Raw genomic sequence first — 19,831 nt, 5'->3', positions numbered from 1 at the left:
AAAACCTTCTACCCCCAGCTTACTGATATGTTAATTGCTGTTCCTACATATTGAAAAATTAACGATAAGATATAAAAAACGCCTATAATCACCCAAGAAATTCTCGGTGATATACGCCCAACTTGGATGAATAAAAAGCCAGTTAAAACAAGATTCCAGATCACAAATAGATCGATATTGGCTAACACCGCCTGCCATGGACCAGAAATTCGAATGAGCGCGTTTAACGAGGTAACCGTGATGTCTTTTGGAACATGAAAAAGGATGACTGCCAAATGAGAAATAATTGTCCCAATGATCGTAACGGGTGTAATGAACAGGACCGCTGAAAAAAGCTGCCGAAATGATGCATCACCTTTCGCTAAAAAAACGATGAACTTATATATAGCCGCATTGATGACAATTCCAAATACGAGACCAATGAGCGTCACCACATAAACAACAGGTACCGGCAAACTTAAATCTGCCCACATTCCCTTATTTACGAGCTCAGACAAATAAGTCACAACGACTGTTAAAATAAGCACACAAGATAAAGGCCACCAAACAACTGGATTTTCCCATACTCTTTTCAGGTGCTCTGATGGTCTTGTACTCACTCCAATGATCGTAGGTTTTTCCATGTTTTCTTTCATCAAATGTCATCCTCTCTATGTCAAGCAAGTATGCAAACGCACAATAACGCTCTTTTTCTTTCTATTTTATCAAAAGATTGCCAATAAGTGATCGAACATTTGATTTTCTTATTTTCGTTGAGAAAAAATTTTATCTATTATTCTATTTTCACGAAAGAAACCCTTCAAATGACCTCATGATCCGACCATATTCATACCAAGAATCGTGCTTTTACTGACCTAAAAACATTTTATTAAGTAAACAATATGTCTTTCGGAATAAATATCCTTTTCTTTTGGATTCGCATGGTCTTAGATAGACACAACAATTTTTTGTTAAAATAATCCTAGTAATTTCGACAAATCCCGGCTTTATAGGACTATGATTGGTTTCTTTTACAGAACAAATAAGTCTTTAGTATCAATACTTTCATATTAAAAAATTAAAAATAAAGGGATTTTACTTGATCAAAAGTTATTTTTTCATATAATGTAAAATAGAGGTAGGTTAAATGATAGTGGAAATGGAGTCAAGTGAATGTTAAGAGAAAAATTGAAAATGCAATTGATTTTACTGTATGAAAAGGAACAAGAAGCATGGCAATACTTTCGAAAGGAAAGAGAATCGATTTATCATGAGCTCAAATTACTTGATATGAAAGAAAGCAGACCTTCTAATGACAAAATATACTACGCTGCAAGATGTGTAGATATTATTAAAGAGAAAAAGGGAAGCATTGTGAGCACAAAAGAATTAAAAGAACAGCTTCAAGCCCAAACAGATTTCAATGTGAGACGAATCAGCGAATTGTATGATCTCATTCAGCAGCTCGATCCTCACATTTCTAAAGCAAGAAGGGGATGTTTTATTTACGAAGATCACACCCAAGTACCTCTACAAACTTTTCACACATAAAAAATTGGTTACAGCCGAGTGGCCATAACCAAATCCTCTAATATCTATTATCCACCACTTACAGGAGGAATGAGTGCAACAGTGTCCCCGCTACGCACTTCAGCATTTTCCCTCGTATATATTTCGTTGACTGCAACCATTACGTTTTGTGCAGCATCAACACCATATACCTCCTGTAATTCTATTTTAATCTCATCAACCGTTGTTTGATCTTTTTGAATGATGATTTGTTGTTTACCGGCCTTCTCAGCAAGGCCGGCGAACAATAATACATTAATCATGCTGATCACCTTCTTTCTCTGCAAGTTGAAGATTGCTAGGTTTACCTTCTGGATATGAAACCGTTTCAAGCTGATCGCCTATCCAGGCCTCTCCGTCTTCCCAATATTCTTTTTTCCAAATGGGAACGATTTCCTTGATTCGTTCAATGGCATATTCATTGGCTTCGTAGGCAGCCTTCCTATGAGGAGACGAAACGGCGATCGCAACAGCAATATCCGTTATCTCAAGTGTTCCAATCCGGTGCACAATCGCTGCTTCAGTGTCAGGCCATCGATTCTTGATTTCTTGTCCAATCTGCCTTAGCATGCTTTCCGCCATTGGTATGTATGCTTCGTAGGTTAAACGCAAAGTTTTCTTGCCGTTTGTCCATTCTCTGACCGTCCCGATAAACGTCGTAATCGCCCCTGCCTTTCGTCTTGTCACATGCTGAATCAATTCGTTTACCTCAATCGGGGTTTTTGTTATTTTAAAAAGTTCGCTCAAAACGTGCCGCCTCCCTTCAATAAGTGAAAAGCAAATGTCATCCCGCGCTTATCAAAAGCTGAAAACACAGGAAACGGGTAATTTTCGGTTAATTGATCTTCTTGAGAAAAATAAATAGCTGCTTGTATATTGGAAAGAGCGGAAAGGTCAATAAGCTCCTCTTCATTCTTTACACAAACGATTTTGCGATAAGGCGCCTGTTTGTACCCCTCTATGAGAACAGCGTCTAACGGGAGATGCTGACACATGTTGAGCAGCTGTTCTAACGTGAAGTCCTGCATCGAAAAGTGAAACTCACCTTCTCCTTCCACACCTGCGGCATAGGCACCTGCCTGAATATATCGATCAGTATCTTTTTCTTTGAAAAGACGATCTGGTGTCCCGCCATGTCCATGGTGTTTAAAGCAACCCAGCTTCAGTCCTTCACGTTCGGCCAGCTGACAGAGCTTTTCAATCAATGTGGTCTTGCCGCTATTTTGAAAACCGACCACCTGTAATATGATTAATTTGTCATCCAGCATGGAGACCCACCGCCTTTGTGCTGAAACAGCAGAACATCAACTTGATCACCTGCTTGAAAACCTCTTGTTCCCCCAGGCAGCATGATGAAACAGTCAGCCTCTGCAATAGAGGTCACTGCACTTGATTTATCAAGACCTGTCGGAGTCACACTGATCTGACTCCCAGTGAATTGAAGAGCCGCCCTGACAAAACGAGTAAACGGATTGGCTTTTGGAAAATCATGTGTGAGTTTCGCCTCTGCAAAAGCGGGAAACGGATTTTCTTTCATATACCATTTATAAATGGTCGGTTTCACAAATAATTCAAAGCCCACAAAACAGGCAGCAGGGTTTCCAGACAGCCCAAACAGCAATTGACCATTCGGCATTGCAGCCACAGTCGTCACACTTCCAGGTCTCATGGCTACTTTATTAAACAGTACCTTGGCTCCCAGCTTTTCATAAATGGCAGGCAGAAAGTCAAAATCACCCACAGACACACCGCCTGTTGTAATCAGAATGTCTACCTTGCTCATGGCTTCTTTTACTGCATGATAACTTTTGTCAAAATCATCGGAGACTCCGCCTAAATCTAGCGGATCAGCTCCGGCCTCAAGTACCTGCGCATAGACCATACTCAGATTACTATTTCTAATCTTGCCGTCTACCATGGCATCACTTACTTGAAGAAGCTCTGTGCCCGTAGAGATAATGCCAATCACCGGTTTTTTGACAACTGGCACTACCGCATATCCAAATGTCGCCAAAAGAGCCGTGACGCCAGAAGTGACAGCTGTTCCTTTTTTGACCATCACGTTTCCTTTGAGAACCTCTTCTCCTTGACGAGAAATATTGTCTCCCTTTTTCAGCGTTCTTTTCAGTGACATGAATGATTTGCCGTCTTTTTTGAAAGTCTTCGTCAGCTCGATCATGATGACGACATTTGCTCCATTTGGAATTTTTGCCCCTGTCATAATACGGATGGCCTGAAAGGGACCGATGGTTTTTGCTGAGACCATTCCTGCACCAATATGATCAATGACCTCGAATTCAACTGGATGCGCACTTGACGCTTCTTTTGTATCTTCTGCCCGAAGCGCAAATCCATCATACGGAGAACGATCAAATGCCGGAACATCATGGTCTGCCAAAATATCTTCTGCAATAAACCTTCCAAGGCTATCCTTTAAAGGGACCCATTCTATTTCTCCATGTTTTTCGTATTGGTGAACTTTCTTTATGGCCTCTTCTACTGGTATTGGCTGCCGTCTTTCCATCACACTTCACTCCTATATCCCTAGCAGTCTTGCTAGTAATGAATTGGCTTCTTTTTCATCATTTGTTCCATGGATTAATGCACGTCCTCCTTTGAAACAGACCATCCGGTAATTTTCGTAGCGTACATGGATTAAGAAGTCGTTTACTTCCACCTCACAAATAGATGAGAGCCGCTCTTTCATATGCTGAAATGAGAGTTTTGCTAAATCCTTTGAAACAATTTGAACGGTGTCACGTCCGCAAAGGACCGTCGATTTTTTACGCTGATCATGTAAATAAGGATAGGTTCTTGCGATGCCGCAAGTTGGACAGTTCTTCTCTTTAGTTAGAGATAAATCCATTTTAAATGATGTGGACTGCCAAAGATCAAACGTGACAAATTTCCGCTCGATTTGATCTTCATGCCCTGTTAAATATTTTAGTGCCTCTGTTTGCTGATAAGCAGAAACCATTTGAACAGCAGGTGAAATAATCCCCGCTGTATCACACGTCAAGCCGCCAACAGGCATTGCCGTGAACACACATGATAAACATGGCGTTTTATCCGGCAATATGGTCATATACATCCCCTGACTGCTCACACAAGCACCATATATCCACGGCGTCTTTGTTTCTAGTGATAAGTCATTCATCACCATTCTTGTCTCAAAATTATCTGTTGCATCAATGACGATATCTGCTCTCTGGAATAACGGCCTTAACAGCTCCGCCCCTGCATCTTCAATCAGAGCGTGTATGGTCACTTCATGATTGATCTGCTCGAGACGTTTTTTTGCCGCAGCTGCTTTTGGTACATGTGCCTTTGCATCATGTTCCGTGTAGAGCTGTTGCCGCTGTAAATTTGTAAATTCCACATAATCACGATCGACAATCGTAAGCGTACCGATGCCAGACCGGACAAGCCCTTCCGCAGAAGCTGTACCAAGTGCACCGGCTCCAACGATCAGCACATGACTTTCAGCCAGCGCATGCTGCCCTTTTTCCCCAACCGGAGGGAACAAGATTTGTCTTGAATATCGGTCATTCAATGCTGTTCTCTCCTCACCGTTTTTTTATGTATCATATCATACCGTTTTCAGGTAAATCGCTTCTTTTATTAATATTACGAAATTCGTTTGATGTCACGTTCAGTTCTTCCTCTGAAACGATACGCACATGAAGCTTTTGAAGCAAATCTTTAATGGCTAATTGATTCTCTTTTAAGCACGAGCGAATAAACGGCAGAGAGCGGCGGTGATAAAGTGCAAATAAAGGCTGTAATCTGCCTGAACAAGCGGGATGATGGCATCTGCGTGCTCACTGCAATAGGACGATAATACTTCCGCCGTTTTCTTCCGTATGAAAGGCATGTCACATGCCGTCACTAAATACCATTCTGCTTCTTGCTTTTGCATCGCTGTATATATGCCGGCAAGCGGTCCGCATCCGCGCACCTCTTCATCATCTAACCACACACTTTGTTCACCTCTTGCTTTGAAAAAAGGAAGAAGTGATGGATGACTGATGATGACAGTCTGCCCGTCTAAAAGCTGCTCTTTCACATGCTCATATAATGGTTTCCCTTGATACATATGACTTGCCTTTGGCTCTCCAAAACGTCTGGAAGCTCCTCCAGCTAAAATCACATTCACTACGTGCATCCTCTCATCCTCCTTTGATATGGTTGTTCTAATCGCACTCCTTTCGCATACTTTATTGGTAACATGAATAAGGAGGGTCTATCGATGAACAGGCGCCATGCTTCTCCCCTATTCCATGATCTATCTCAAGAAAATTTATACTTAAAAGCTGAAACTGCCAAATATCAACAAATGATCTCTGATTTACAGTCCTCATATACGTATTCTAAAAATAAGAAGCTAACTCAAGAATATCATGAGATGAAAAAGGATTACACGCAATTAAAACAACAACTGGATGAAATAACCAATGATCAACATGATGCTGCCTCAAAAATACAGGATCTCTCCTACAGCAAAACAGAATTGTTACATAAAATGGTCCTTCTCCATGAGATGCTGCAAAAGGAAACCTATCATAGAAGAAAAGAAACCGAAGAAAAACACAGGCTGCATTTGAAAGTTGTCAAATATAAGGAAATCTCGCAACAATTAAATGAACAGATAGAAGATCAAGATAAACGACTTGCAAAAGAGGAGAAAAAAGGAAATACTTTATCCGCAGTGATTGAAAAGCTGCAGCAAAATTTGGGCGATAAAAACGCAGAGCTCCATGTATTACAGGAAGGCGTCAGACACCTTCAAGAGCGTTTTTATGAAACGCAGGAGAAATTACTGCAAATTGAAAAAGCAAAAGAAGCGATTTTTTATGAAACGCTCACGAGCTATCAAAAACAGTTAGCAGAAAGCGAGGAATGGATCGCATCTCATTTTGCTGATATTGACCAGTCAGCACAAACAAATTCACAGCCATTCTCACGAGACCGCATCCTGCAAACGACAGAAGAAATCGAACCGATTTTGAAGAAACTCAACGAACAAGTTCAAACACTTCAGGAACAAGTCGATGCTGTGCAGCGTAATGGAGAAGTCATGACAGTCAAAATCGACGGCTTTAAAAAACAGCGTGATCACCTGCCTAAGGAACGCAAAATTGTCTATACAGTTGATCAAAAGAAGTAATTCTCGAATAAAAAAACTGCTGGCTTGACGCCCAGCAGTTTTTTTTATTTATTCGTCTTCTGTTTGAATGTCGCCTTCTAAAATATACTGTCCGCGATAAGGCTTCTTCACTTCAGGATACATTTTAATTAAGCTTTGCATAAACGTTGTCATATTTGGGATTTCAAGACCGCTCTCTTTTTCTATCTCTTTTTGAAGTTCTGAGCTTTTAATCGCTGCATTATGACGTTTTAACGTTTTAATCGCAGCTTCACGAAGCTTCGCTGCCTTTGAGCCAGGACGAGCTGTGCCTCTTCTGCGTCTTGTCGATCCTTCAGGAATACCTACAGGTGCACCGTTTAGCTGTCCTGTTCCTAAAGATGATGATTGTGGTTGTGCCGGCTGCTGGTAGCTTCTCATTTCTTGCGCAGCAAGCTCAGCTAATACAGGCAGTGAATCTGTCTTTCTTTCTGTACGTACTTCTTTTTTTGTATCTGACACTAGACCTGTTCCTTGACGGTCTAATTCTCTTAATTTTGCATAAATCGCATCGCGCTCAATTTGATATTCACGGATGACCTTTACTTCTGCCTCGTTTAATTGTTCCAATCGTAAACGTAACGCTTCCCTCTCATTAAACAATGGATTTCCCCCTCATCATATAAAAAATATTCTATAGTAAATATTAGATTAGAAAACTAATTTTATCAACTATTTTTTTATCATTTTACAGTTTGCTAACAGATAGGTATTTTCAACTAAAATTTTGCCAAGGAGGAAAAATCGGCACCCATTTCATTGACACCATAGGCTTTTGACAAACCTTAAAATATTGTAAAAAAATTGAATAAACGCTTATACTACTTGATTTATATAGTTATTTACCTAACTGAAATTTCTTTTGTGCAAAAACGTTCTGAATAGTAAAAAGTTAAAATCTTTACAATTTCATTTCAAAACAAAAATGTAAATAGGTCGTTATACCTTTTTGTTTCAGGGATATTTTTTAATAAACTCCCTCATTTTCTCTTTTCTTAGGAATAATAAACTCGTCCAGTGCAATACGCCGCCTGTTTTTGCCCATGAAAAAACCCCCATTTATGGGGGAAAGCCTATTCTGCAGCCTTTTCAGACTCAGAAAGCACTCGATTGACACGTTTTTCAAGCATTTTCATTCCGCTTCCGCCGGCTTGGAAGTGACGCAAAGCACCTGTTTTATCAAATACATAATATGCAGGTACATATTCGTTTTCAAAGGCTTCTGTTAGGTGATGATCACTGTCCACAAAGATTGGCTGCGTGATTTCATGCTCTTTCGCAACTTCTTTGATTTTTTCTAGATCTAGGTCATCTTCTGAACGAGGCATATGAACTGCTACAACGTTTAGTTGATCCTTGTACTCATCACGGAATTGATTGACTTGAGGCATTGCCTCTTTACAAAGATGACAGCTGACTGACCAGAAATGAATCAATGTTGGTTTGTCACCAATCAAATTTTCTTTTGTTACTTCTCCATTTAACCACTCTTTTGCACCAGTTAGTTCTGGCATTGGTTGACGTAATTTCATTATGAAGCGCCTCCATCCATTGTATGTGTCGAAACAAAAAGGTCTAACATCAGTTAGACCCTCCTGTTTCTTCAGTTATCAATTAAAGTGTTTTTTGACCAGGTTTCCAGTTCGCTGGGCAAAGTCCACCAGTTTGTAATGCTTGAAGAACACGTAATGTCTCATCTACATCACGACCGATATTGTTGTGGAATACTGTTTGGTATTGAAGTTCGCCTTCTGGGTTAATGATGAATAAACCGCGAAGAGCAATTCCTTCTTCTTCAATTAAAACGCCGTATTCTCTAGATACTGTGTGGTTAGTATCAGCAGCTAACGGGTATTTTAATTCACCTAGACCATTGTCTTTACGGTCTGTATTGATCCAAGCAAGATGCGTGTGGATTGTATCAGTAGATACACCGATGATTTCTGCATCTAAATCTTCGAACTCGTCATAACGATCGCTCATTGCTGTAATTTCAGTTGGGCAAACAAATGTGAAATCCATTGGATAGAAGAAAAGAACTGTCCATTTGTCATTCTTCATGTTTTCCTCTAAACTTACTTTACCAAATTCCTTGTTAGCAAGTACTGCTTCCATTTCAAAACGTGGAGCTTGTTTTCCTACAAAACGCTCTGCCATATGTAAATCCCTCCAAAAAATAATATCTTTATACAGTCTTCTTAGCTGTATATAAAATGAGAATCAAAACTTAAAATTCTCATTTAGTTAATAACTTCACAATTACAATTATAATACTTATGCGATTTTTAGTCAATATTAATTAATAATAAATTTAATTAACGATTTGTCACAATTCCTGCTTCACCTATCAAAAGTTTAACATGACTTGCAAAAGGGAACAAATGATTAGCTTCTCTTTTAGAGCATACATAGAAAGGTTTTGAAGATCATGAGAGCATTTCAACAAGTAGATTGGGTTTCCATTATCCTCAATAGCAGTATGATTTTGCTAAAACTAGTCGCCATTTTTGCTATTTACTTTATCATCAGAGCCATAGGAAACAAGATGATTAAGCGAGCCTATTCCACATTCGCTGAAAAGCATGAAGTCTCTTTATCAAGAGCTCAGACGCTGCAAAGTCTGACGTTAAATATTTTCGCCTACTTATTGATTTTTATTCTAGTTGTGATGATCCTCGACTTATTTCATTATAACCCGACAGCTTTGCTGGCAGGTGCAGGCGTTGTAGGACTTGCGATCGGTTTTGGCGCTCAAGGGTTAGTGAGTGATATTGTGACCGGATTCTTTATACTATTGGAAAAACAATTTGATGTAGGAGAATATATAACGGTCGCTGGATTTGATGGGATTGTCGAACAAATTGGACTAAGAACCACGCAGCTTCGAAGCTTTGACGGCACCCTTCATTTCATTCCTAATCGCAGCATACTGAATGTGAGCAATCATTCAAGAGGGACGATGCAGGCACTCGTTGATATTGAGCTGTCTCCGGATGAAAATGTGGATCAGATGATCACAGCCCTTCAAGCTGCCTGTGATGAGGTGCGGGAGGAAACTCCTCAAATTATCGAAGGTCCTCAAGTTGTCGGCGTGGAGGCGTTCGGTTCTTCTTCCCTTGTGCTACGCATCATAGCGAAAACCGAAACAATGGAGCAATGGCGGGTAGAACGAATCTTGCGCAAAAAAATGAAAGAAGTACTCGATATAGAAAAAGAGCAAAAAGAACCGGGATCATAATCTACCGGTTCTTTTTCTTGTTTTATTGAACACGCTGTTCTACTTCTTGGCAAATTTCATCAGCCGTCATACCTGATGCTGTAATAACAGATGCCTTTGTTGTTGTGTCTGAAATGCCAAGAACATTTGAATCTAATCCTGTGACGACATAACAGTCACACTGATCCATTTGCTGTTCATTTTGAATACGTACGACATCATACCCTTTTTGCTTCAATAGTTCTTCTACATCGGATAAAGATTGTTCTACACCAATTCTTGTCATAATCAAGAACACCTCCTGTTCATAAGGTGTACAGGAGGCAGCTCGATTATTCATTCACCAGCTTGCTTTTTAAAATAAGCCGTCATGACATTCACAGCTGTTTCAATCGCGTTTTCATCCGGCTGGAGCTTTGCATGATGCAGGCCGTATTCTGAATCGACCCCTAACCAAAACATGAAGCCGGGATATTTTTTCAGCATGTAGCCAAAATCTTCTCCTGTCATGGCTTCTCTGCATTCAATCACATTCGCAAGTCCTTCTTCGGCTACATATGACATAAATTCCTCTGTCAAATCCTTTGAATTGTCCACTTCGTAATAAGACGAAGGGTAACGAACAGTTGCTTTGCATTCGTAGCCAATTTCAATTCCTTTTGCCAATGCCTCAATTCGCTTTCTCACCTTGTCCATAGACTCTGGCGAAAGTGTGCGAATGGTACCGTCAAGCTTTGCATGCTGCGCAATAATATTTTGAGCCGTTCCTCCGGTAATCGTGCCCACTGTAATGACCGCACTATCAAGGGGATCAACATTACGCGAAATCACCGATTGCAACTGACCTACAAGAGCACTTGCAGCAACAACCATATCATTTGCTAAATGAGGATATGCAGCGTGTCCGCCTTTTCCTTCAAGCTCAATCACAAGCTCACTCGTATTGGCAAATAACAAACCAGGCTTTGTAGCAATTGTTCCAACAGGATATTCAGGTGCGATATGCAGCGCTGTAATAAAGTCTGGCGTCCATTTTTTGAGAACATCACTTGTAAGCATTGGTTCGGCACCGCCTGGACCTTCTTCTGCCGGCTGGAAGATAAATAATACGTCTTCTTTGATCGGTTCATGAACGAAATGATCGATGATACCAAGTGCAATGGTCATATGAAGGTCATGTCCACATGCATGCATCTTCCCTTCATGCACAGATTCAAATGGATACCCTGTTTCCTCTGGTATAGACAGGCCGTCCATATCTGCACGATAAGCAAATAAACGCGTTGGATTTGTCCCTTTCACTTTTACAAAAAGCCCAGTTCGCCATGTTTCAATCTCAACTCGATCTTTTGAATAGGTGTCCAAATGCTGAATAAGATACGCTTGTGTTTTAAATTCTTGGAAACCAAGCTCAGGGATTTGGTGTAAATCTCTTCGAATGGATATTAATTGCTCACGATTTAACAAGTGAACTCGCTTCCTTTCTTCTATACGAATAAGACGTGGATATCTCATCCACGTCTTTGTCTTCAGCTGCGAATTATATGAATTAAAGCTGACGCAGTTCTTGTTTAATTTCTGTCTTACCTTTTGTTTTTTCATCGATGTCTTTGATTTTCTTAGCAGGTGTACCCGCTACAACTGTGTAAGGCTCTACATCGTTCACAACGATCGCACCAGCAGCTACTACTGCACCTTTACCAATTGTCACGCCTTCTAGAACAACAGCGTTCGCACCGATGACAACGTCATCTTCTACCACAACTGGTTTGGCAGACGGCGGCTCAATAACACCTGCAAGAACAGACCCAGCACCGATATGACAGTTCTTACCTACTGTCGCACGGCCGCCAAGCACCACGTTCATGTCAATCATCGTACCTTCGCCGATTACAGAACCGATATTAATAGAAGCACCCATCATAATAACTGCATTATCACCGATTTCAACTTGGTCACGGATGATTGCCCCTGGCTCAATACGGGCTTTAATGTTTTTCAAATCTAACATCGGAATTGCAGAGTTGCGGCGGTCATTTTCCACGACAACATCTTCAATTTTGTCTTTGTTTGATGCTAGCACTTCTTGAATTTCACTCCACTCACCGAAAACAACTCCAGTGTTTCCTGTGATGAATGTTTTTGCATGTTCACCAAACTCAATACCTTCTAAGTCACCTTTAATATAGACTTTGACAGGTGTTGATTTTGTACTATTTTGAATAAATGAAATAATTTCATTAGCGTCCATTTGTTTCATGTATGTATGTCCTCCTCTTAATTTATACTTCATTACTGTACCAAAGGAGTGTTTTAATGACAAGTGAAAGAGTCATCTCCTCAATGGAAAATAAAACAAGCGGGACCGATTATCCCGCTTCTTGCTGGTGAAGCTGAACAAATTGTTTACCAAAAGAAATTAATTCGTCTTCTTCCTCTCCTTCTGGATTCAGCTCAATTTTAACTGATGGGAGGACAATGTCACCGCCAAGCTCCTTCACTTTTTCTTCGATTAGGTCAACAGCTCCGCAAAAATGTTCGTAAGATGTATCACCAGAACCGAATACTGCAAATGCTTTTCCTGTTAAATCAAGCTCTTCCATTTCTTCATATAAATCAATAAAATCATCCGGAAGATCGCCATCTCCCCATGTATACGCACCTAACATAATGTGCGAGTAATCATTAAGCAGCTCGGCATCAATATCCATCGCTTCATGCCGGTCCACGCTGGCTCCTGCTTCCGTTATACCTTTTTCAATTAAATCTGCCATCGCTTCTGTATTTCCAGACATCGTGGCATACACCAATAAAACCTTTTCTGTCACTTTTTCTTCCTCCTTATCAATGAATCAACGCTGGCTCCTCATACGGCCTGACAAACTTACTTTCATATAAACCCGCACAGAAAAAGTTTTCGTTTTGATTGGCTACACGAAAACCGTGTCCTTTGATCGTATCAAACCATTTGAGCTCTTTTTGCTCAATATCAAGCTGATACACTTTAGAAAATCCGTGTTCGTCTTGTGAGGTGGTCACATACACAATGCCATTATCCTCTGATACATCCAAAAATGATTCTTCTCTAGCAAAGGCCTGTGATTGAATATCATGCAGAATATTTGTATGTAAATCTAAAATTTGAACAGATCCTTTTTTGCCTTTTTTTGAACCTAATGCACAAACAAGAAGATGTTCATGACAGAGCAGCATAGAAGCTGTCATTCGGTGCTCCTCTCTGTTTAAAAGAAAAATCTGTTCACTCTGCAAGTCATACACCCATATTCCTCCGTGAACCTCATGAATCTGTGTTCCAATATAAAGGTGGTCACCTGCAGCACATAAAGAACGAATGACCGGCGGATGATTCACATGAGCAAATGGCTTCATAATTTCCCAGGAAATTCCGAAATCATTTGACACATAGATACTATGTTTTCCGTGCGCACATACAAACCCATCATTGCGTCCTGTAATAGACCAGACGACTGCGTTTGTTGGAAATGAAGATAAGGCCCATGTATTGCCTTCATCTCCTGATCTAATCACTGTGCCATTTTCACCAACACCGAATAAATAAGGACCAATATAGCTGATCGCATGAATTTTATGCTTGAGCTTAAACAGCTGCTGCCATCCGCTCTCCACACTATAGTGAAAAATACCTTCACGTTTTACAGCAACAAAGTATCCACCACTTTTAGATGCTGCAACGGCTGTTGCTCCTTTATGAAACATGATTTTCAACTCGTTTCTCAGACAAAGCGGCCCACGTTAAAAAGCTCACAGCAAATTCCTGACAGCACGCCACATCTTCATCTGTATCCGGTGCAAGCTCCATTTTTAATGTTTCAGGAAAAACAGATGCACCCGTTGATTTCAGCATGTCATGGAATGTATGGACAGCCTCGCAAAACTTTGGATAGCTGTAATCACCCGATCCAAAGACAGCTGCTTTTATGTGACTAAGTTCAAGAGTAGAGACCTCCTCATAAAAATCCTCTGCTTCATATGGCAAATCTCCATCACCCCAAGTATAAGAACCAATGAATACGTAATCGTATGAGGATAGGTCCTCTGCGTTCATATCATCAAATTCCATCATCTCTGTATGTATCCCTTTTCCTTCAAGTGTTTGCTTTAAGATCGCTGCCATATCTTCCGTATTTCCAGACATACTCGCAAATGCAATTAGTGCTTTCATCTATCGGTCACCTCATCTAAATGATAATCATTTTCAATTATTATATGTACACTTTAAATGATAATGATTTTCATTGTCAAATGATTTCATAAAAAAAAGTACCTCCCTATTCCAAGAAGGTACTTACACGGCATCATTTTCAAGCATTTCTTTAACCACACCAACAAATGCTTGTACCTGTTTTAACTGAAAAGACGCTTCATAGCCTAGCAGCCATGTGTCACGGCCGATTTGCTCTCCGTTCACATCAACAAGCGGTGTTTTATAAACACTTTTTTCGTGGTCATATAGAGTAACAGAAGGCAAAATGGCGTAGCCGATGCCGTGGTAGGCCATTTGTTTACATGTTTCAATTTGGTCTACTAAAATCGTCTGCTTTGGAGATACTTTAAATTTTTGATGCCACCAGTGCTGGATTTCCTGATAATACGTGCTGTCGCTTTTAAATTGGATAAATGGCCGCTCAGTCTTGATTAATTCATCTACGTCCTTGATCACGGAATCGACTAAATATAAATGATCTGTCATTAAGTATTCCTTTGTCCCCTTCCAATCAGGGTTTCCGCGGATGATTCCTATGTGCACGTGGTCTTCATACAAGCTTTTGAGCATTTCACTGCTCCAGCCGGTAACGAGTGACACCTTGGCATTTGGATATTTTTCGACATACCGTTTTAACACCTTTGGCAGCCAGTGCTGTCCAATAATCGACGCCACCGCAAGCTTGAGTGTACCATGAATGTCACCCTCAAGTTCATCAATTCGTTCTCTCACTCGATCCTGTTCAACCGTTACTTCTTTTGCAAATTGGATAATCTGTTCACCTGCTGAAGTCACGGTCAGCCCCTTTTGTGAACGAAAAAAGATTTTCGTTCCCCATTCCTTTTCGATTGTCTGCAATCTTTGTGATAATGCAGGCTGAGAGACAAAGAGCCGTTCCGAAGCCTTCCTCATATTCAATTCTTCACTTAGCACAACAAGCATATGTAACTCCTGAAGCTGCATGGGCGTCCCCTTTCTCTCTATAAGTTTTTCTTATTTCATATGCTCATTATATAAATTTTAACTTATGAAGGCAAAAAAAATAAGCTGGGCTCCAGCTCATTTTTTCGCGGAATGAATGACCTCATTTAAGCGCTTTAATACAACTCGTCGAGTAAAAATGCCTTCAAAGACTTGCTCCTCATTTACTACACAAACAAATCCATTATTCGTCACAGCGTGAACGCCTTTTATTACAGGATCTGTCGTTTTGAGTCTCGGAATATCTTTCAGCATAACCTCTTCGACCTTCAACTGGTCGAGCTTCTCAAATTCGATTCGTTCTAAACCGAAGATTTTATCCATAATCATATTCGTTCCAATTAACCCGTGTAAATGATAAGAAGCGTCTAATACCGGAATAGCTGTATATCCTGTTTTGGTTAGAACCAATAGGGCATGCTCAAGGTTATTGCCAATTTGAACATGTGCGACTTTATCTGCATCAATCATATGCTCGGCTACTGTGGACTCAAGCAATTGAGTCGGCTCTATCTCTATCATGTTTCTTCGACCCCTTTTCTCTCAATCATCAATCATACATTCCCCATTACAATTAAGCATAAACTAAAACGAATTTTGTCGAAAGATTTTTTCTGCATAAAAAAGATACTCAGCCCCCGAGTATCTAATAGAATGTTAAACCAATATTAATTCTCAAACCTTACTCTGTCATACAATGTGATCAATTGCTTATACGTATTGTCGTCGACATTTTTTGTTCCACATTCTATATCATTGATCTCACTGCTTAGTAATTCGACAGCATATTCCTGATTCAGCAATACGTTTAATAATAGCTTTTTCTCTTCTTCATTAAAACGATTTTCGATGACGCTCATTCAACATCAGGCCCCCTGTTTCATATATGCTTTTATATTGATTAGCAGGCTTTTGAATGTCTGCTTCCTCTCTATACAGCTAGAATAAGGAACTAGAATCGAATCGTCAACCGCACGTTTCGACAAGGTTTGGAGAAAAATGACGGAATTTATTTTGTGTATCGATTGGCATAGCAAAATGCTGCATATGAGTCGGGTTTTATTTTTGCTTCAATTCCCATAGCTGTGATCATTCCGGTCATTTCCTGGATCAGCTCTTTCGTACTTCCTTTTTTGCCAATATCCAGATGGGCTTCAAAACGAAGGTCTGCCCCTTCCTCAGCAAACGGAAGAAGCAAATCCATCAGTTCTGTTAAAGGCCCCTCAAGGATGTCTGCACATACCTTTTGGCTAAACGCTGTCTCTAATGAAATTTTTTCTCTAAGACTTTGCACGGGTCTTTCAATCACTTGTTGTGTGAGGCAGCCCCAAGCTCCTTTGCCAATCCGGTGGAGATGAATTGCAGTCATAAATGTTGTGACATTTTGATTGACCTGAGAATCCGTACCAATTGATAACACATAGGCGGATCTAGGGTCTTTTCGAATAAAGTCTTTCATTCTCATGACGACATCAGAAAACGCTAAACGATCTTCAGAAAGATTGTAGAAAAAAGAATCACTCACAGAAAGGAACTCCTTTTTAATGGTCTCTTATCCGAAAAATGCGCTGATTGATCATCTTCCATTTGTACATATCATCTATGATGATCCATGTATGCTGCCGCAATAAACGAAGGAATCCTCAGAAAAAACATTTCATACGATTCAGCTTAGGATTGTAGAAGCTCAAAAATCTCAATCGAAATCATATCAATGTTGTCAAATGGGAAAGTGTTTGGCTTATCCCCTTGTTGAAAAACAGTCAATTCAAACGTTTGATTCTTTTCGAAATACTTAACACTACAGATTTTCTCACCGTTCACTTCGAAATAACGCTGTGCCGGCTCGTTTGCAGCTTCTGCTGTCTCTTGAAGACTTTGCAGCCTTGTAATGATACCCATTAATTGTGACATTCTAAAAAAAGACTCCTTTCAAAAAAACAACTCAAGATGAACCCGTATTGATTATACACAAGTCCTACAAAGCATCATACCATAAAGTGTTCTCAGATGATATTTTTCCTCTTGAATTCAAAAAAAGAAAAAGAATCTGTTTTTTTAGTTTGAGTCTTTTTTCTAATCTCATGCACCATGATTTTTATAAACCAGCAGATCTCATCAGTCGTTTCGCAATTTCATCAAAATCCTCTTTTGATATGCCTGGAGCAAACTCTTCCGGTAATTCTCTATAATCTGGCACAGGTGCACCTTGCGGGGTGCCTTCAATGACTGTGAGCGGCTTTCCATCAATCGGGTGGCTGCCTTTCCAAATTTTATTGATATCCTTGTAGTCCGTATCACTAAATGTATACAGCTTTGTATGAACATTCTGATCTTCAAATTTTCTCGCTGAATCAAAGTATTTGTTATCAAGATTTGGGATTGGCAGCATCTTCCCTACATCTACTCCTGTAGCGACTTCTAGTGCCTTTGCATATGCCACAATATGCACGCCGCCCCTGACAAGTAAATAACCGATCATCTCTCTTGCTGTAGGGTGGTCCGTCATTTCATATACACGCATTTTGTGCGTACGTGCTCCGCATTCAAGGAAGAAATTATGAAGGAGGTCAAGAATCAGGTTGCCGCTTGAGAACACATTCTCTCCTGTCCAAGGTTTTGCCATTGAATCAAACGGATAGCCTGTTTGGGCTGTTTGAATAAAATGCTGTGTATTTCGTTTATCGACAGCTGCCTTCATCGGCGTCGTATCTGGGTCCCCGCCATGGGTGGTTCCGGTAATCATGAGATTGATGGCTGTGGTCACAAGCTCAACATGACCGAATTCTTCAGCTGTAATACTGGATACGAGGTCATAAAACGGTTTGAGTTTTCGTTTCCCTCTAAAGTTAAAGGATTGAAACATGTAATTATTTAATGTGGACATTTCACCGAATTTTCCGCCGAGTAATTCTTGCACAGCAGCGGCACCATTTGCATCTGGGTGATCTGGTCTTGGCAAATCAATGAGCAGCCGCGTGTCACGTTTGATCATGATGTTTCCCTCCTACTGTCTAACTATCATCACTTAAGATGTATGGAGGGTTTGGGCTGTCCTATGCATGAAGGGAAAGATTGAAGCACAAAAAAAACTTGGCGGGGGTAGCGCCAAGTTTTTTGGATCTTGATCTGATAGAGGGGTTGGGGAACAGAGAGTAGCTTCTCTCTATAACTAAATGATAATGATTATCAGTTTCATTGTCAACCATTTTTTAATTTTTCTTTTTTCTATCAAAAAAAGCAGCCTACGAGGCTGCTCAGATTGATGACAAAAGGCTAAGATTCCTTTTATTTACATTTCAGTGTATAGAAAACCTTTGAAGTCTAGGAAGGACGGGTACCGGAGCGAATTGTACATTCATGAGCACTGCCACGCAGGACTGACAAAGAATGCGAGGATTAGTCTTCACGCCGCGTCTTCAAATTAATCCATCTTGCTCATATAAATAGGCATATGGAAGGTCTATAAACAAATACATATCTCCCTCTAAAGGATAAGAAAACGTACGTATCCTCTCACCTGTTTCTAAATCACTATAAATATCGCTGAAAAATCCTTTTCCGCTAATTCTCATTTGAAGAATATTTGCTAGGAAATAAGGACGCCAGCTCCAGTTTTTTTCTATATACTCCGGCTGAAACAACCATTCTTCTTCTTTTTTGAACACATTTCCAGTGATTTGAAAGCCTTCTTCATTACACATATAAATCCGAAAGCTGCAATCTGTTAGTTCAAGTGCCAGTTTTTGAATGAGCTCATCATTTGTGCTGCACGATTTCTTTAAAGTCGTAACAGCTTGATGAATTCGTTTATAAAATGTTTCAGAATGTTCGTAGACAGCTTGCAGCTTCTTTTTCTCATGGGCAATAAATTGCTGGAATTCTTCTCTAAGCTGATCTTTTCGGTGGCTTCGATCGATTAATTCTCCTGCAGGCTCATGAAGATAGAACCCTTGAAAATATCTCCCGCCATTTCTCCAAGCATACTGTAGCTGGAAATTTGCTTCAATGTCCTCATAAATTAAAGCAGCTCCTATTTTTCTTGCAAGCAATGAAATGCTGTACAAGACATATTCATAGGAAGGAGATGGAGCCGATGCCTTTAATGCCTGTAAATCTATTTTTAATAAATCAGGTGAAAGCAAGGCAATCCGGTCCAGATTACTGCTTTCTTTTCCTATATTTGAGACGGCGATTTTAATCCCATATGTACGATAATACGTTAACGTATGGTATAGCTGTTCAATGTCGCCGCTAAACGTATGCTCTGCAAACTCAATAACAAACCGGTTAAGCTGAATGCCCCTTGCTTCATATTCCTTTAAGAGTTCTAAAAAGCTTTCCCCGTGATCCAGCATGAGGATATTGGCATCATGATTAATAAAAATGAGCAAATCGTCATCTGCTGTTGTGAAGAGATCAAGTGCTTGAGTCAGTACTTTGTGATCTACTTCCAATTTATATTCGTCAGGAATAGATGAATCCGTAAAGAAGGAGCCTAGGCTGACCGTTTCTGACTCAAGCTTCATTCTTCCTAGAATCTCATAGCCTATCACTTTTTGCTCTTCCGCACTGAATATTGCTTGATAGTGCGGGAAAACATCTTCAATATTCGTTAAAATATCCAATGGATCGACCATTTTCATCACCTGCT

The 19,831-nt window shown here is 40.1% G+C and carries 25 protein-coding genes and 1 pseudogene; 3 read left to right on the top strand and 23 right to left on the bottom strand.

From position 1 onward, the window contains the following. Positions 1 to 8: 8 nt before the first annotated feature. Positions 9 to 635 carry a YIP1 family protein gene (locus tag AOQ70_RS14465; RefSeq protein WP_059376990.1) on the bottom strand — a complete coding sequence of 209 codons (627 nt, stop codon included), beginning with the start codon at positions 633 to 635 and terminating at the stop codon, positions 9 to 11. Positions 636 to 1,152: 517 nt separating this feature from the next. Here AOQ70_RS14465 and AOQ70_RS14460 point away from each other — a divergent pair. Next, positions 1,153 to 1,530: a Rok-like winged helix domain-containing protein gene (locus AOQ70_RS14460; RefSeq protein ID WP_034281609.1), complete on the top strand. Its 378-nt coding sequence runs from the start codon at positions 1,153 to 1,155 to the stop codon at positions 1,528 to 1,530. Between the two features lie 47 nt (positions 1,531 to 1,577). Here the strand turns inward: AOQ70_RS14460 and moaD are convergent, their stop codons facing one another. The 6 genes and pseudogenes from moaD to AOQ70_RS14430 form a co-directional block, all read right to left on the bottom strand. Then, positions 1,578 to 1,811 (bottom strand): molybdopterin converting factor subunit 1, encoded by a 234-nt coding sequence (moaD, locus tag AOQ70_RS14455; protein ID WP_039178180.1) that lies wholly within the window; start codon positions 1,809 to 1,811, stop codon positions 1,578 to 1,580. Then, a complete protein-coding gene (locus tag AOQ70_RS14450; protein WP_058837772.1) occupies positions 1,804 to 2,295 on the bottom strand; it encodes a molybdenum cofactor biosynthesis protein MoaE in 492 nt (163 codons plus the stop codon). Before AOQ70_RS14450 ends, moaD begins: the two co-directional genes overlap by 8 nt. Further along, positions 2,292 to 2,816 carry a molybdopterin-guanine dinucleotide biosynthesis protein B gene (gene mobB, locus AOQ70_RS14445; protein WP_059377108.1) on the bottom strand — a complete coding sequence of 175 codons (525 nt, stop codon included), beginning with the start codon at positions 2,814 to 2,816 and terminating at the stop codon, positions 2,292 to 2,294. Before mobB ends, AOQ70_RS14450 begins: the two co-directional genes overlap by 4 nt. After that, positions 2,798 to 4,075 (bottom strand): molybdopterin molybdotransferase MoeA, encoded by a 1,278-nt coding sequence (locus tag AOQ70_RS14440; RefSeq protein ID WP_059376987.1) that lies wholly within the window; start codon positions 4,073 to 4,075, stop codon positions 2,798 to 2,800. Before AOQ70_RS14440 ends, mobB begins: the two co-directional genes overlap by 19 nt. 9 nt (positions 4,076 to 4,084) lie before the next feature. Further along, a complete protein-coding gene (locus AOQ70_RS14435; protein WP_059376985.1) occupies positions 4,085 to 5,101 on the bottom strand; it encodes a ThiF family adenylyltransferase in 1,017 nt (338 codons plus the stop codon). 31 nt (positions 5,102 to 5,132) lie between these two features. Then, positions 5,133 to 5,713, bottom strand: a pseudogene (locus tag AOQ70_RS14430) (molybdenum cofactor guanylyltransferase). 84 nt (positions 5,714 to 5,797) lie between these two features. On the opposite strand from AOQ70_RS14430, the gene AOQ70_RS14425 reads away from it, so the two are divergent. After that, positions 5,798 to 6,715 (top strand): hypothetical protein, encoded by a 918-nt coding sequence (locus AOQ70_RS14425; protein ID WP_059376983.1) that lies wholly within the window; start codon positions 5,798 to 5,800, stop codon positions 6,713 to 6,715. A gap of 48 nt (positions 6,716 to 6,763) precedes the next feature. On the opposite strand, the gene rok is transcribed toward AOQ70_RS14425, so the two are convergent. The 3 genes from rok to ahpA all read right to left on the bottom strand — a co-directional run bounded on the left by rok (position 6,764) and on the right by ahpA (position 8,890). Then, a complete protein-coding gene (gene rok, locus AOQ70_RS14420) occupies positions 6,764 to 7,336 on the bottom strand; it encodes a transcriptional regulator Rok (protein ID WP_024426871.1) in 573 nt (190 codons plus the stop codon). Between the two features lie 470 nt (positions 7,337 to 7,806). After that, positions 7,807 to 8,265, bottom strand: a complete 459-nt coding sequence (locus AOQ70_RS14415) for a TlpA family protein disulfide reductase (protein ID WP_059376979.1) — start codon at positions 8,263 to 8,265, stop codon at positions 7,807 to 7,809. An 82-nt stretch (positions 8,266 to 8,347) separates the two neighbouring features. Then, a complete protein-coding gene (ahpA, locus tag AOQ70_RS14410) occupies positions 8,348 to 8,890 on the bottom strand; it encodes a biofilm-specific peroxidase AhpA (RefSeq protein ID WP_003211758.1) in 543 nt (180 codons plus the stop codon). Positions 8,891 to 9,161: 271 nt separating this feature from the next. On the opposite strand from ahpA, the gene AOQ70_RS14405 reads away from it, so the two are divergent. Next, positions 9,162 to 9,971 (top strand): mechanosensitive ion channel family protein, encoded by an 810-nt coding sequence (locus tag AOQ70_RS14405; protein ID WP_024424726.1) that lies wholly within the window; start codon positions 9,162 to 9,164, stop codon positions 9,969 to 9,971. A 22-nt stretch (positions 9,972 to 9,993) separates the two neighbouring features. Here AOQ70_RS14405 and AOQ70_RS14400 read toward each other — a convergent pair whose 3' ends face one another. The 13 genes from AOQ70_RS14400 to AOQ70_RS14340 form a co-directional block, all read right to left on the bottom strand. Next, the gene (locus AOQ70_RS14400) at positions 9,994 to 10,236 is read right to left on the bottom strand and encodes a YkuS family protein (protein ID WP_024424725.1); all 243 of its coding nucleotides are present in this window, start codon (positions 10,234 to 10,236) and stop codon (positions 9,994 to 9,996) included. Between the two features lie 50 nt (positions 10,237 to 10,286). After that, positions 10,287 to 11,465, bottom strand: a complete 1,179-nt coding sequence (locus tag AOQ70_RS14395) for an N-acetyldiaminopimelate deacetylase (protein WP_059376977.1) — start codon at positions 11,463 to 11,465, stop codon at positions 10,287 to 10,289. Positions 11,466 to 11,499: 34 nt separating this feature from the next. Then, positions 11,500 to 12,210 carry a 2,3,4,5-tetrahydropyridine-2,6-dicarboxylate N-acetyltransferase gene (gene dapD, locus AOQ70_RS14390; protein ID WP_039178160.1) on the bottom strand — a complete coding sequence of 237 codons (711 nt, stop codon included), beginning with the start codon at positions 12,208 to 12,210 and terminating at the stop codon, positions 11,500 to 11,502. A 109-nt stretch (positions 12,211 to 12,319) separates the two neighbouring features. After that, positions 12,320 to 12,778 carry a flavodoxin gene (locus AOQ70_RS14385; protein WP_039178158.1) on the bottom strand — a complete coding sequence of 153 codons (459 nt, stop codon included), beginning with the start codon at positions 12,776 to 12,778 and terminating at the stop codon, positions 12,320 to 12,322. Positions 12,779 to 12,794: 16 nt separating this feature from the next. Beyond that, positions 12,795 to 13,688 (bottom strand): WD40/YVTN/BNR-like repeat-containing protein, encoded by an 894-nt coding sequence (locus AOQ70_RS14380; RefSeq protein ID WP_047203683.1) that lies wholly within the window; start codon positions 13,686 to 13,688, stop codon positions 12,795 to 12,797. Beyond that, positions 13,678 to 14,154 (bottom strand): flavodoxin, encoded by a 477-nt coding sequence (locus tag AOQ70_RS14375; protein ID WP_059376975.1) that lies wholly within the window; start codon positions 14,152 to 14,154, stop codon positions 13,678 to 13,680. The genes AOQ70_RS14380 and AOQ70_RS14375 overlap by 11 nt, the downstream gene beginning before the upstream one ends. A 123-nt stretch (positions 14,155 to 14,277) precedes the next feature. Further along, positions 14,278 to 15,159: a LysR family transcriptional regulator gene (locus AOQ70_RS14370; protein WP_024424721.1), complete on the bottom strand. Its 882-nt coding sequence runs from the start codon at positions 15,157 to 15,159 to the stop codon at positions 14,278 to 14,280. 96 nt (positions 15,160 to 15,255) lie between these two features. Continuing rightward, positions 15,256 to 15,699 carry a cyclic-di-AMP-binding protein CbpB gene (gene cbpB, locus AOQ70_RS14365; RefSeq protein ID WP_039178150.1) on the bottom strand — a complete coding sequence of 148 codons (444 nt, stop codon included), beginning with the start codon at positions 15,697 to 15,699 and terminating at the stop codon, positions 15,256 to 15,258. Between the two features lie 146 nt (positions 15,700 to 15,845). Beyond that, positions 15,846 to 16,037: an antirepressor AbbA gene (gene abbA / locus AOQ70_RS14360; RefSeq protein ID WP_003210802.1), complete on the bottom strand. Its 192-nt coding sequence runs from the start codon at positions 16,035 to 16,037 to the stop codon at positions 15,846 to 15,848. Between the two features lie 149 nt (positions 16,038 to 16,186). Continuing rightward, a complete protein-coding gene (locus tag AOQ70_RS14355) occupies positions 16,187 to 16,702 on the bottom strand; it encodes a ribonuclease H-like YkuK family protein (protein ID WP_039178147.1) in 516 nt (171 codons plus the stop codon). A 146-nt stretch (positions 16,703 to 16,848) separates the two neighbouring features. Then, complete coding sequence (locus AOQ70_RS14350; RefSeq protein ID WP_003212254.1) at positions 16,849 to 17,091, bottom strand: YkuJ family protein; 243 nt, start codon at positions 17,089 to 17,091, stop codon at positions 16,849 to 16,851. 184 nt (positions 17,092 to 17,275) lie between these two features. Further along, the gene (locus AOQ70_RS14345; protein WP_024424718.1) at positions 17,276 to 18,172 is read right to left on the bottom strand and encodes a manganese catalase family protein; all 897 of its coding nucleotides are present in this window, start codon (positions 18,170 to 18,172) and stop codon (positions 17,276 to 17,278) included. Positions 18,173 to 18,596: 424 nt separating this feature from the next. Further along, positions 18,597 to 19,817, bottom strand: coding sequence for an EAL domain-containing protein (locus tag AOQ70_RS14340; RefSeq protein WP_024426863.1), 1,221 nt, complete (start codon positions 19,815 to 19,817; stop codon positions 18,597 to 18,599). Positions 19,818 to 19,831: the final 14 nt, after the last annotated feature.

Source organism: Bacillus sp. AM 13(2015) (genome assembly GCF_001518755.1).
Taxonomy (GTDB): Bacteria; Bacillota; Bacilli; order Bacillales; family Bacillaceae; genus Bacillus; species Bacillus safensis.
Note: the sequence above shows the minus strand (reverse complement) of the source record. Positions and strands in the feature narration are given on the sequence as shown.